Raw genomic sequence first — 12,535 nt, forward strand, 5'->3', positions numbered from 1 at the left:
CATGCGACGATAGCATCCGACGCCGGTCCTTTGAACGGCGGGTTCTCCGTGCCGGGTTCGGCGAAGACGGTATCGGCTGCGGCGCTGCCCCCGCCCCCAAGCGGCCAAGGAACCGGCCATGAGTGCGGTCAGAAATTTGCTGACACATAAACTAAACGCATGCTAATATTGACGAAACGCTACATTAGAAGTTGCCAGAAAAGCGGCCAAATACGAGGATACATGACGCTACGGGACGATAAAGAGACGATAGGCTTGTTCGAGCCGCTGATGGTCAGCGAGGGCTCGCCGCACAGGGGCGAGCTGAACGATCTTGCCCTCGATCTCGCCGCGCGCGCCGCTGCCTTCCGCAGCAGCCTGCCGGATCAGGTTGCGGCGGCGCTGGCCGCGCTCATCCGTTCCATGAATTGCTACTACAGCAACCTGATCGAAGGCCACAACACGCACCCTATCGATATCGAGCGCGCTCTTCATGACGATTATAGCGCCGATCCCGAGAAGCGCGATCTACAACTTGAAGCCAAGGCACATATCGCCGTCCAGAAATGGATCGATGACGGCGGGCTGACAGAGCCCGCGACATCTCCGGCGATGATCAGCGAGATACATAAGCGCTTCTGTGAGTTGCTACCGGAAGATCTGCTCTATGTGGAGATGCCGAGCACCGGCGAGCGTCTTCCCGTTGTTCCTGGCGAATACAGGGAGCGCGACGTGGAAGTGGGCCGTCACGTCGCGATCAGTCCTGGTGCTGTGCCGCGTTTTCTTGACCGCCTGCACCAAGCCTACCGTATGTCGGGCCGGATCGAGTCGATCCTCGCATCGGCGTGCGCGCATCACCGGCTCCTTTGGGTTCACCCGTTTCTGGATGGCAACGGGCGCGTCGCGCGCCTGATGTCCTATGCCATGCTGCGCGACTCTCTGAATACGGGCGGGCTCTGGTCGGTCGCGCGCGGGCTTGCCCGCAATGAAGCGGCCTACAAGAAGCACTTGCAGGCGTGCGACGAGCCGAGGCACGGCGACCGTGATGGGCGCGGAACGCTTAGCGAAGCGGCGCTTGCCGCCTTCGCGAAGTTCTTCCTGCAAACCTGCATCGACCAGGTGGAATTCATGGAAGGTCTGATGAAGTTGGATCGGCTGCGCGACCGGATCATGATCTGGGCGGAAGAAGAAATTCGTGGCGGGCGGCTGCCCCCGAAATCTGACGCGGTTCTGCGCGCAATCCTTTACGAAGGTGAGCTTCCGCGCGGCGCGGTTGCCGATATTCTGGGCGCGAGCGACCGGACGGCGCGGCGCGTAACCTCGGCGCTGATCGATGCGGGCGCGCTGACATCGGAAAGTTCGCGCGCGCCGTTGGTTCTGGCATTTCCGGCAACGCTTGCGGGGCGCTGGATGCCTGGCTTGTTTCCCGAACAGTGAGCAACTGCCTGTCCATCACCTGATATGCGGAAATGCCAAAATTGCTTATCAATAGATAGGCAGTTCGCGGCTGGCCTCGGGGCCAGCCGCGAAAATTTTCACCGCTAGAACAGCGATAGCTGCGCCCCGTTCCAGCCGGTCTGCGCGGCCTCGTGGTCGAGCCATGCCGTGACAAAGGCCACCGCGCCGCCGTATTCGGCGACATGGCCGCAGGGCAGAAAGTTCGACCGGTAGCCGGTTTCGGTCACGGGAAGCGGCACGCGGCCTTCGCTGCGCAGTTCGATGTGATCATCCCTGTATAAGGCTCAAGCCTGTGCCGATGCCGCGTGGCTTCGAAATGACCCCGAATATGCAGGAAGCTTATACAAGTTGTCTGGAAGGTGGCGGCGTGGAAGATAAAACAGGAAGGCTTTGGCGGCGCTACGTCATCTGTCGCTCTTGCGGCCAGGCGTTATTCGCTACCCAGGTTAGGTTGACGCGCTATGCGAGCAGCTACCTGCTCCGTGCCATCTCTCGGACTTCGACGAACGCGCCACTTGGGCCCGGAGCGCGGATCGGACAAGCTTAAGCTGTTTGTTCCAAAGTACTAAGACCACGCGACTCCAAGTCGTCCGCGATGCCAGCCGCGATCAGCGGACTTCGCTTGGCCGTCTCATAGAAAAAGCCAGTCAGGCTCGGCCACATGCCGGCAAACCATAGGCCCGGCAGCACGGGGGCAACCGGGCGGGCGCACTGGCGTGGACACCCGGCCTCGTCGAGAACATCAAGATGGCCGAGCATCGGCTCGAGCCCGGTCCGGTATCCCGTAGCGACAATCACAGCATCGGGTTCGAGACGCCGCGCGTCGGCAAGGATGACGCCGGTGCCATCGAACCGGTGCACCGAAGGCACGACGCTTATCCGCCCCGCCTTGAGCGCTGCCACGAAGCCGTCGTCGACGGCCACCACCGTGCCCTCGCGGGCCAGGCGGCTTACGGCACCCTCGGCAGTGGGAGGCATGCCATGTCGTCTCAGATCGCCGAAGGCGAGCCGCTCCAGCGCAGTCAGAACACGGTCGGCGGCCCCCACAGGCAGCGCGGCCACGAGTGGCGCCAGCCGCTGCATCGGCATGCCGAGCAGGCGCGTCGGAAAGATCGTTGGCCCGTTGCGGACCGAAACCCAGATCGCTTCCGTCTCAATCCGCGCGAGGTGATTCATGACGTCGGTCCCGGAATTGCCGGCCCCAATGACGAGCACGCGCTTGTGCTTGAACCGCGCCACATCGCCGAGATAAGCCGAATGCAGCAATTCGCCCGAGAACCCCTCTTTTCCCGGCCAGTCCGGCATCCACGGCACGCGGTCGCGGCCGGTCGCAATTACCACATGTCGTGCCGTGCGCGGACCGGTTGAGGTGGCCAGGCGCCAGCCGTCATCTGTGGGATCGAGGCGGCTGACCTCAACCCCGTACTCGATGGGTGCGTCCAGCCCTCGGGCATAGTCCTCGAGATAGGTCACGATTGTGTCCCGGGTCGGGAACGCGCCGGCCTGCTTCGGAATATCCAGCCCCGGAAGTGCCGAGAGCGCGCGGTGCGTGTTAAGGTGCAACTGCGGATGCCGCCGTCGCCATGGCTCGGCCACTCCGTCGTTCTTCTCCAGCAACGTCACTGGCACGCCCACGCGAACGAGGGCTCGAGCGGTGGCCAAACCTCCGAGGCCGGCACCGACGACAATGACTCGCCGCCTATGTTGTGCAATCGGTTTCACAAGCAACCCCTTGCCGCTGAACGTTCCGACTTCGCGGGGTCATTCAACCTCCCCTGCGGACGCTGCAAGACGATAGGCGCCGACGCCACGAGTCTTCAAATGAAAGGTCTTTACCCCCGGATGAGCGGAATTCAATCAGCTCTGCGACCGGTGGCATCCGGACGGTTTTCCGTTGGCTAATTTAGCTCCAGGGCACCTGCGGCGACCGCAAGGCGTTTGGCTGACGCGGTTCCGGTTTTCCGGACAACTCGACGGCTTTTCAACATGTGCCCAAGATTGGTTGACGCGTGAGACGCTCGCAACACATGACGGCATCCAACCACCGTGCTGCGAGACGCTGTACGCGTCACTGAGCGCGCCCATCGGCTTTCACGTCGACATGCGTCAGAAAGCTAGACGCGCTCAGCAACGCACTACGAGAGTTGTTAGGGGGCTCAATGTCGGATGTGTCCAGAATTCCATTAACGGCTTCTGCCAGCGGCCAAAAGGAGGTTTGAACCGCGCCAGATCAGACCGCCGCGCTCAAACCCCAAACTGGCCTATTTTTACACCGCCCGACTGGCCCAGTTTTGTGCCGCCCTTGACACTTCAGTTCAGCTTTCTTCAAGACCAGCAGTGCGCAAACCCGATAGCATTCGCTCTATCCCAGGGCCGAGCCATTCAAGACGCTCCCTAAGTGACGCGAGCGTGGGCGGCTTGTGGTCCGACAGATCCAAATGGCGCGATAGAGCTACTCGTGCTGCGTCCTCCCGACCATCGAGCGCCAGAGCCGCGGCAAGAGCAAGGTTTGCGAACCCGTCTTCCGGTGCTTTTGAGAGCGCACGGTTCAACGCAGCAATGGCAAGGCCGTCCTTCCCTTGCTGAATATAGGCGAGGCCAAGATACTTTTCCTTCGTGAACGTCCGAAAACGGGGGTTCAGCGCCAGCGCGGTTTCGAAATATGGCACCGCCTCGGCCGGTTCTCCCAATCCCAGGTGAACGAGCCCGGCGCAGACGTGACCGCAGTCCATGTTGGGATTGAGTTCGATCGCGGTTTCGCATGCCTCCATGCCGCGCTCCGGCTGGCCAATGCGGGCATAGCCTGCCCCCACCAGCCAGTAGGGTTCGGCATTCATCGGGTCGGCCCGCGTTGCTCTCTGGGCCGCGTCGAGCGAAATCCTTGCGGAGTCCGGCCTCGTGATCCCCGGGATCGGCGCGGAGCTGGCAACGAAGTGGACAAAGGCGAGCCCTCCCCAGGCGGATGAGATGCCGGGATCGAGTTCGACGGCCTTGCTCAACAGCGCGTGTGCCTCCTGGTAATCCGTGACGCTCTGGTGGTTGTACAGCAATACGTTGCCGCGAAGCGCATAGTCCCAAGCGTCTTCGGCAAGTTCAGGTTCCTGTCTGGCGTCATCTGCCCGGCGCAATTCCGCCCGCAAGACCGAGGCGATCCGGCCAGTAACGTTTTCCTTCACGTCGAAGAGTTCGCCCAAGGGAAGCTCGTAGCGATCCGACCAGACGTAGCTGCTGGACTCCGCGTCGACCAAACGGGCGTTGATACGCACCCTTTCTCCGTTGATCCCCAGGGTTCCCTCGAGAACGTAGCGGACCCCGAGTTGCTTCGCGACCGAGGTAGCGTCAATGTTCTGCCCGCGATATGTGAAGGACGTGCTGCGCGAGATCACAAAGGCGTCTCGAATGCGGGAAAGATCGGTGATCAGATCCTCGGTGAAGGCGTCCGAAATGTAATCCCTCGAGGCGTCGCCCGAGACATTGTCGAAAGGCAAGACGGCGATCGCGAGATCGCGGCCTTTGGTCCGACCGTCGAATACGTCGCGGGCCCCCACCAAAAGGCCAATGACGATCACCGCTGCGAGGCCAACCGCACCCAGCGTGTAAATCGCGCGGAAATGGCGCGGTTTCGTGTTCGTTGATGGCTGAGGTGGCGGCATAGCATGTTCTGCCGGAGCCGCCGCGGAGGATACGGTTTCAATCTCTTCGGAGAACTCCTGCTCGACCGGAGCGATGAAGCTGAAACCCCGACGCGGATGGGTTCTTACGAACTTCTGGTGCTCCCGGTCATCGCCCAACGCTTTGCGTACGCCACGGATTTGCGTGCTGATGGCGGCGTCGGAGGCGATCTTGCCATCCCAGAGTTTCTCGCAGAGTTCTTCGCGCGATATGATGCGACCCGGATTGTCGAGCAAATATGCGAGAAGATCAGCCGTTCGCGGTTCAAGAAACACGACCTCACCACGGCAGGTGAGGCCGCGATCCGGATCGAAGGTGAAATCACCGAAGCGATAGGGCATCGAGCACCTCGCTGATCGCGCCGTGAAAAACTTATCCCTTCCTCAGGATTCCCTAGAGCTCCCTCAAGCGCAAGCATGGCGTTTGTTCGAGGATGGACGAGCCCACGCCCATAACGGGGACGGGCAAACAGCTTTACCGACAGAGAGAGGAAAGACCCAATGACAAACTTCATCCACGCTTTCACCGGCGCGATCGCAATCGCAGCCGCCGCTGCAACCGGCGCCACGGCCACCGAAATGGAGGATGCGTTGACCAACGGCGCGACGCAGCTCACGGCCGATCAGATCGAGGCACGCCTCGCTGACAAGACCGTCAAGTTCGAGAACATGAACACGGGCGCGAAGGTTCTCGTATATTACGACGGCGGGAACGGTATGGTCCTGAAGCCGGTCGGCTCAGAGAAGACGCTTGACGGGTTCTATGCAACCGACCTCGCCAATCACGTCTGTCTCGGTATCCGGGGGAAGGAGCCCATGCGCCTGCGCTGCGTGAACGTGCTGATGATCGATGGGGCCATGCACAAGTTCGAACTCGACGGCAGCCTGCGCGGTCGTATCATCGAGTCCGTTGATGGCAACATGATCTGACGGCATCGCCGCCCCGCAGATCACGACTCCTGCAACACGTCGTTTCCGTTCGGTGAAACCGGGTATTGCATGGCTAATCGGTGTCGGGAGTGGCCAGAAAGATGAGCTCCATCTAGGTACGCGTAGCCCCCGCCTGATCGCAACGGTCAGGCGGGGCCCGGCTTTCACCTCAAGCGCCGCAACGGGTTTCTGACGATCACGCGACCGCGCGGGATATCTGCGAGAGGTGCAGGCGGAGAAGGGTGTTACACACTACTATGTTTAGCGTTACGTGCGCTCAGAATGGCCCGCAGGCTGGCGCATCGCCTCGGCCGTCGTGTCGCCTCATGAAATCTCGCGGAGCCATCCGGTGCCGCTACTCAAGCCTCTGGTGGTGTTCACACGTCACGTTGACATTGAACGGCTCCAAGCTGCCCGCAGGGTTGTCGCGATGCAGCCAGACATGCTGATCGAAATGCGGCATGAACCCGTGCGCCTCGTCTGTGGGCGTGTCCTCGCGATCGAACATGTGGTCCCAGTGCCGACCGTTCATCATCGGCGCCTCGGCATGGCCCGCGGCACGCCAGGCTTTTTCGAAGACAAGGTTCTCGATGGCCACGAGAACATGTGAGCCGTCGGCCTGGGGCTCATAGATCAGGACGGCCGGACGCCTGAAATCCGTGTGCGTTCCGGTGCCGTCCACGCGGGGTCTGTCGCCGGTGATCTGAAGCAGCGCGGGATGAAGATAGTGGACGCCCATCGCACCGAATTCCGCGGGATAACCCTCGGAGGCCGCCGTGACGCAATGGTTGGCAGGGTCACGGATGTAGCCATCGGCAAGCGCCACATTCACGTCGCGATACTTCTCGGAAATGGTGCGGAGTTCATCGAGGTCGTAGTCGTCGGCAACAAGTGGTGAAACTGAAAGAAGACACACAACGGCAGCGCACAAGCAGACAATGCCAGGCTTCATGATCGTCTCTCCCGAAAACGGGGCCGGCGAGGTGTGAAATGGGCAAGCATACCGACCCAAACGGATCATCATACCACGCGTTGCCGAGTCGCGGCACTTGGAAGAAGCGGTTCCCTGTGACGCCCGTACACCGGCGCAAGGTCCCGGCCTCTGTCCTTCCCCCCCCATGAGTTCCCCTGGAGCCAGCCCAGGGGCGCCTTCATAGCCTCTGGCGACGTGCATAGCCCTTGGGACGCCCCCCCGAAGTGGCTGCCACACCCTTGCCGCCGTTCTTCCCGATTAGATGCGTCGGGCCATCGCGACGGCCGATGCCTGATTTCTGGTTCGCTTCGTCGGACCGGAGGTGCTCGCCGTCATGACGATGACATTCCCCATCTACATCATCTTCGTGGCGTGCTCACCGCCCTGTTCGCAGGTGGCGAGCGCCCTGCTTGTGGAGACACGTCCAAACATGACAAGACCATATGTACGCGATACCGATCTTGCCACGCGCCTTGGTCTGCGACGGGTGTCGCATTCCGGTTTCCACGACTCGGCTGCGCTAAGAGCCGGCGCTACAATGCATTGGCACGGACAACTGTTCTGTGCGGACGTTTTGCAATCACGGTGCCTGTAAACTCGCGGTAAAGCTTCATCTGCATTGCGGTGCCGAAGTCCTCGAAATCCTGCGCAGTGACGACGAAGGCGCTCGGCCCGCCTATGACGAAGCGGTGGAAATAGCTGGTCAGGTCGTCGCGGTGTTCTTCGATGGCGAGCCCATTGATCACGATGCCCCGGCGCAGCAGCCGTTCGCGGGAGGCCAGCAGCTTGTCGTGGTCGTCGGAGCGCCCGTTGGCAACGATGTCGATCACTTGCCGGCGGGCGGAGCCCGGGGCGGTATCGAACATGGTGCCGGCGAAGTCGAGGCCGGAATGGATCATGGTGCCGCCACCCGGAATGCGGCGGGGCAGGGCCTCGATTGAGTTGGCGTAACTCAGTGCGTCGTCGAACGTGCGCAGGGTGACCCAGTCGAGGCCCAGTGCCTGGCGGCTGATGGAGGACCATTGGACGACCGCGACCGCCACGCCGCCCGATGCTTTGTCGATCGCGGTGGCGACCGATTTCGTGCGCAGGGCCCAGGCGGTGCCCTGGCGCTGCAGGTTAAATTCCACGTCATTGACGCTTGCCGAGACGTCGAAGGCCAGCACCAAATGCACCTCCATTCGCTCTTGCGAGACGGCAGGGCAGGTGAGAAGGGCGACCACGGCGGCATTTATCGAGGCAAGGATATGTCCCGTCCGCATGGCACGAACGCTACGCCAGGGAAAGAGGGCGCAGAGCGCGGTCAGTGCGGCGGCGGCGAAGGTGAACTTGCGAGACATCGGATTTCCTTGCTTGATGGATGGGAGCGCCCCCGATCCGCACGGTGTGGGGGCGCCGCAGCCTGTGGCAGAAGGGCTCCTTCCCTCTCCGCGTCGGCGCAGCGCCAAGGAACGCCAAATCCCCTGTCGCTTTAATGTCAAATGATCCACATTTTATGCTTGATCATCCGAGCATCTGGAGCTTTCTGGTTTCGCGGTTAACGCGGCCTTAATGTTTAACCTGCTCAGGGACGCCCGCTCCCGCCTCGAGCCATGCCGCGCTGTCCTTTTGAATGCATGCCGCCCCGATTGTCATCGCACTTGCCTGTCCGCTGTGACTTGGTGGTCCGATCGAGATAGGGTCATGAGCTCTGCTTGCAATGTCCAAGCTGCGGGAAATGTTTGCCAACAAAAGGGAATGTTCTTGCCGGTACGGACTGGGGACATGCTCCAAGGCGATGTAAAGCGTGCATCAGCGAGACGATTGTGGAGCAGAAGCGGTTGCACGAGTCCTAGGGCCGGTGGATCGGCATAACGTGCACAGCCTCGGTACAAATCCGCCAAAGGACAACTATCCTTATAGAGGCGATGCTGTGACCTTGATCCAGAACAGCGGGATGGCATTGATGGCACCGAAAGCTAGCAAAGACACGATCGTGTTTGGCGGCACCGGATTCCTGGGAAATCGGGTGGTTCGGGATCTGCGAAACCATGGTTTTCGCGTCGGCATCGCGACGCGGTTTCCGCAGAAAGCCGTTCAATTTGCCGACGGGAACGATCACGGGACTCGCCTGATCCGCATCGACCTTCGGGACCATGACAGCTTGCGCCGCGCCGTTGAGGGCGCGAGCGCAGTGATTAATTGTATCGGATTCTACATCGAGACGCGGACCGAGTTGTTCCGCGACGTGCATGTGGATGGCGCCCGCGCCATAGCGGCGGCCGCAAAGACACAAGGGCTGCGCGACCTCATCCACCTCTCCGGGATCGGTGCGGATCCCCGCTCCCCGTCAGCCTACATCCGCGCCCGCGCCGAGGGCGAGGAAGAAGTACGGCGTGCCTTTCCTGCGGCGACGATCCTACGTCCCAGCGTCATGTTCAGCCGGGACGGTGCTTTTTTTGGCGACCTGGACGCGATCATCCGGAATCTGCCGGTGGTGCCGCTCTTCGGCGACGGTCGCACGCGGCTCCAGCCTGTTCATGTCGGCGACGTCGCGAAAGCCATACGCCGCGCGCTCGAGTTGGGCGACGCCCGCGGCCGCGTGTTCGAACTGGGCGGGCCTGACTGCTTCACGTACCGGGATATATTGCAGCGCCTCGCCGCGCGCGCGAACCGGCGGCGGCTGCTCCTGCCGCTGCCCTTTGCGTTCTGGTGGGCCCTTGCTGCCGGCGCGAGCCTGCTGCCCAGGCCGCCTCTGACCCCTGCCCAGGTCGCCCTGATGCAGCATGACAATGTTGTCGGCGATGGTGTCGCAACATTCGCCGACCTCTCGATTGCGCCACGGTCTGCCACCGAACTGGGGTTGCTCTGATCGTGGACCGGCCCAGAGCCGCCATCAGGGGCCACAGGAATGTTGCGGTACAGCTTCTCCCAGGCAGCCGTTCGCGGCACATCGCAGCATTCAGGCAGCGGGCGATGGCCACCGGCGGCTCGCGCCCACGCAACCGGCATCTCGCCCATTTGCATGTGACACTCCGCCGACTAGAGTATGTCTCGGGAGGATGGGGATCATGATCAAGACGACGATTGCCGGCAGTCTGCCAAAGCCGCGCTGGCTGGCGGAGCCGGAGAGACTCTGGGCGCCGTGGCAGCTCGAGGGCGAGGCCCTGATCGAAGGCCAGAGGGACGCGGCGCTTCGCTGGTTGAAAATCCAGGACGAGGCCGGGATCGACATTCAGTCCGACGGCGAGCAGTTCCGCAAGCACTTCGTCCACGGCTTCCTGGAGGAGATCGAAGGGATCGACTGGTCGCGGATGACGACCATGGGGATCCGCGACAACCGCTATGACGCGCAGGTGCCGACTGTGACGTCGGCTGTGCGGCGGAAAAAGTCGGTGCACGGCGACGGCGTGAAGTTCCTTCGCCCGCACGCGACCAGGGAGCTGAAGTTCACCTTGCCCGGACCGATGACGATCTGCGACACCATCGCCGACGCGCATTACGGCTCGCGTCCCGAGATGGCGATGGCCTTCGCGGGACTTCTGAACGAGGAAGCCCGCGAGTTGGAGGCGCTTGGGGTCGACGTGATCCAGTTCGACGAGCCGGCCTTCAACGCCTTCATGGACCAGGTTCCAGTCTGGGGAGTCGACTGCCTTCACAGGGCTATCGAGGGGCTGCGCTGCAAGACCGCGGTGCACATCTGCTATGGCTACGGTATCCAGCAAAACATCGACTGGAAGGATTCGCTGGGCGATGAGTGGCGGCAATACGAGCAGTTCTTCCCGGCGCTGAACGAGAGCCGCATCGATCAGGTCTCGCTGGAATGCGCGGATTCGCATGTGCCGCTTTCGGTCATGTCGACCCTGAAGGACAAGGAGGTCCTGGTCGGCGCGATCAACGTCGCGACGAACGAAATCGAGACACCGGAGAAGGTCGCTGCGACGCTCCGGGCGGCGATGGAGTTCGTCGATCCCGAGCGGTTGATTGCCTGCACCAATTGTGGGCTGGCGCCGCTGCCGGTCCGGGTCGCGGAAGGCAAGCTGATGGCGCTGGGTGCAGGGGCAGAGATCATCCGAAAGGAACTGGCCGGTTAGGAGGACGACCGATACTCACCGGATGCGCCGCCTCGTGTGAAGCACTGGGGAGCGCGGGCTCGCACTTCCAACGGAGCGGCGCTTCTGGCGACGGCGCTTGGGCAGTGCAGCGGTCGAAGCCATTCGCAAACGGCCCGTAGCTGCCGTCCGGCGTCTCTTCGACAATCCGCAGTTTTTCGGCGGAACTCCAGCGGCGACGACGGCCACCATCCGTGATGATTTCAACTTCAGACATGAGCACGTGCTTAGGGATATGCCTAAGCCTCCTGGTTCAGGCCCAGGTGTCCGGTCGAAAATGGGGCCAGTTCAATGCCTTGACCTGCCCATGAACGGGGTGTTGACCAGCCCCACCTGAGTGGTCCGAGAAAAGGCATCAAATTTCTCGAGCTGTCCTTCTTCATGGACAAGCCGAGGTGTCTCGATACGTGATGTTTCCGTCACAAATCGTCATTGCAATCGATGCAGCGTCCGCCGACTTGACCAGCCCTTCCAGATCCCCGTCAATCAGGACCAGATCCGCGTCAAAACCCGACTTCAGCGCGCCACGTCGGTCCTCGCTGAAATCCGCATAAGCCCCGCCGGTCGTATAGGCGGCAAGGCAGGCATCTAGGCTGATGCGTTGGTCCGGCATGTCGTCGGCCCAAGGCGTTCGGGTCAGCGCACAATGCAGGGCATAAAGCGGCGACAGCGGCGATACAGGCCAATCGGTCCCGAACGCGAGCGGTACGTCCCGTTCGAGGATCATGCGCCAGGGGAACGCGGTCGCCCAACGCTCACGGCCCATGATGGATGTGGTGGGCTCCAGCGGCAGCCCCGCCGATCCCGGCGGATGCACCGACTGCATGTCCCCACACTTCGTAGCGTTCATCGAACAGATTGTTGGCGAATGCGTAAACGCTCACGTCGTCGTGCTGCCAGCCTAGCCTGACATTGACGAGACCATAGCCATTCAAATCGAAGGTGTTCGCCACATCGGCCGCACGGGAACCCACATATTGATAGGTTAACCTGCCGGTCAGGTCACCGAAAAGGCCAATGGCATCGGCAGGCGTCTGGAATTGAAGACCGACATTCGCCGTCAGTGCAGGAACGTTCGGCACGTCGTTGCCCGAGCGCGCGCCCGACAGGTCTCCCCGCAGAAGGGGTCGACCGAGACGACCGGCTCGGCCGCTGGGGAAGGCCTTCCCCTCCCGGAGATTCTGGAAGAACAATGACAGATCTCAGAGTTGGCGGCAGAGTCCCTAGCTGGAACTGCTTTTCAATCGGTGATGAGCGTCTGCAGGTCGTGACGTGTGCCCCTTCTTGATGTAGTCCACGCATTCTTGGCGAGTGCAGGACCAACCTCCGGCCACCTAACGGGTTAGTTCGCACACGTCACCATCCATTTGCTCACGAAGGTAGAGTAGGGGGATGCGGCCCTGCGGCTCCGATTTCGGATAATGACCTGGTCG

Annotated in this window: 11 protein-coding genes; 4 read left to right on the forward strand and 7 right to left on the reverse strand. The window is 61.8% G+C overall.

Annotated elements, in window-relative coordinates:
- The first annotated feature begins 222 nt into the window (after positions 1-222).
- Positions 223-1,416 carry a Fic family protein gene (locus tag DDZ14_RS03925; protein ID WP_109423629.1) on the forward strand — a complete coding sequence of 398 codons (1,194 nt, stop codon included), beginning with the start codon at positions 223-225 and terminating at the stop codon, positions 1,414-1,416.
- 104 nt (positions 1,417-1,520) lie between these two features.
- On the opposite strand, the gene DDZ14_RS03930 is transcribed toward DDZ14_RS03925, so the two are convergent.
- The 3 genes from DDZ14_RS03930 to DDZ14_RS03940 all read right to left on the reverse strand — a co-directional run bounded on the left by DDZ14_RS03930 (position 1,521) and on the right by DDZ14_RS03940 (position 5,450).
- Entirely contained in the window at positions 1,521-1,676 is a 156-nt protein-coding gene (locus DDZ14_RS03930) for a hypothetical protein (protein WP_199221279.1), read from the reverse strand.
- Positions 1,677-1,980: 304 nt separating this feature from the next.
- Positions 1,981-3,159 (reverse strand): NAD(P)/FAD-dependent oxidoreductase, encoded by a 1,179-nt coding sequence (locus tag DDZ14_RS03935; RefSeq protein WP_233252470.1) that lies wholly within the window; start codon positions 3,157-3,159, stop codon positions 1,981-1,983.
- A 593-nt stretch (positions 3,160-3,752) separates the two neighbouring features.
- The gene (locus DDZ14_RS03940) at positions 3,753-5,450 is read right to left on the reverse strand and encodes a winged helix-turn-helix domain-containing tetratricopeptide repeat protein (protein WP_109423631.1); all 1,698 of its coding nucleotides are present in this window, start codon (positions 5,448-5,450) and stop codon (positions 3,753-3,755) included.
- 159 nt (positions 5,451-5,609) lie between these two features.
- On the opposite strand from DDZ14_RS03940, the gene DDZ14_RS03945 reads away from it, so the two are divergent.
- Positions 5,610-6,038, forward strand: a complete 429-nt coding sequence (locus DDZ14_RS03945) for a hypothetical protein (RefSeq protein WP_109423632.1) — start codon at positions 5,610-5,612, stop codon at positions 6,036-6,038.
- Between the two features lie 355 nt (positions 6,039-6,393).
- Here the strand turns inward: DDZ14_RS03945 and DDZ14_RS03950 are convergent, their stop codons facing one another.
- Positions 6,394-6,990 (reverse strand): hypothetical protein, encoded by a 597-nt coding sequence (locus DDZ14_RS03950; protein ID WP_109423633.1) that lies wholly within the window; start codon positions 6,988-6,990, stop codon positions 6,394-6,396.
- A 554-nt stretch (positions 6,991-7,544) separates the two neighbouring features.
- Positions 7,545-8,351 (reverse strand): DUF1194 domain-containing protein, encoded by an 807-nt coding sequence (locus DDZ14_RS03955; protein ID WP_109423634.1) that lies wholly within the window; start codon positions 8,349-8,351, stop codon positions 7,545-7,547.
- A 578-nt stretch (positions 8,352-8,929) separates the two neighbouring features.
- On the opposite strand from DDZ14_RS03955, the gene DDZ14_RS03960 reads away from it, so the two are divergent.
- Positions 8,930-9,862, forward strand: a complete 933-nt coding sequence (locus DDZ14_RS03960) for a complex I NDUFA9 subunit family protein (RefSeq protein WP_233252471.1) — start codon at positions 8,930-8,932, stop codon at positions 9,860-9,862.
- A gap of 199 nt (positions 9,863-10,061) precedes the next feature.
- A complete protein-coding gene (locus DDZ14_RS03965) occupies positions 10,062-11,084 on the forward strand; it encodes a methionine synthase (RefSeq protein ID WP_233252472.1) in 1,023 nt (340 codons plus the stop codon).
- A gap of 397 nt (positions 11,085-11,481) precedes the next feature.
- Here DDZ14_RS03965 and DDZ14_RS03975 read toward each other — a convergent pair whose 3' ends face one another.
- Both DDZ14_RS03975 and DDZ14_RS03980 read right to left on the reverse strand, forming a co-directional pair.
- Positions 11,482-11,928, reverse strand: a complete 447-nt coding sequence (locus DDZ14_RS03975) for an amidohydrolase family protein (protein WP_158275457.1) — start codon at positions 11,926-11,928, stop codon at positions 11,482-11,484.
- Positions 11,858-12,295, reverse strand: coding sequence for a TonB-dependent receptor domain-containing protein (locus DDZ14_RS03980; RefSeq protein ID WP_158275458.1), 438 nt, complete (start codon positions 12,293-12,295; stop codon positions 11,858-11,860). Before DDZ14_RS03980 ends, DDZ14_RS03975 begins: the two co-directional genes overlap by 71 nt.
- Positions 12,296-12,535: the final 240 nt, after the last annotated feature.

This window comes from Maritimibacter sp. 55A14 (assembly GCF_003122205.1).
In the GTDB taxonomy this organism is placed as follows: Bacteria; Pseudomonadota; Alphaproteobacteria; order Rhodobacterales; family Rhodobacteraceae; genus QEYE01.

Excerpts from the sequence above, each read along its gene's own strand:
- DDZ14_RS03925 (WP_109423629.1), top strand. The coding sequence starts at position 223 with ATGACGCTACGGGACGATAAAGAGACGATAGGCTTGTTCGAGCCGCTG.
- DDZ14_RS03940 (WP_109423631.1), bottom strand. The coding sequence starts at position 5,450 with ATGCCCTATCGCTTCGGTGATTTCACCTTCGATCCGGATCGCGGCCTC.
- DDZ14_RS03945 (WP_109423632.1), top strand. The coding sequence starts at position 5,610 with ATGACAAACTTCATCCACGCTTTCACCGGCGCGATCGCAATCGCAGCC.
- DDZ14_RS03950 (WP_109423633.1), bottom strand. The coding sequence starts at position 6,990 with ATGAAGCCTGGCATTGTCTGCTTGTGCGCTGCCGTTGTGTGTCTTCTT.
- DDZ14_RS03955 (WP_109423634.1), bottom strand. The coding sequence starts at position 8,351 with ATGTCTCGCAAGTTCACCTTCGCCGCCGCCGCACTGACCGCGCTCTGC.
- DDZ14_RS03965 (WP_233252472.1), top strand. The coding sequence starts at position 10,062 with ATGATCAAGACGACGATTGCCGGCAGTCTGCCAAAGCCGCGCTGGCTG.
- DDZ14_RS03975 (WP_158275457.1), bottom strand. The coding sequence starts at position 11,928 with ATGCAGTCGGTGCATCCGCCGGGATCGGCGGGGCTGCCGCTGGAGCCC.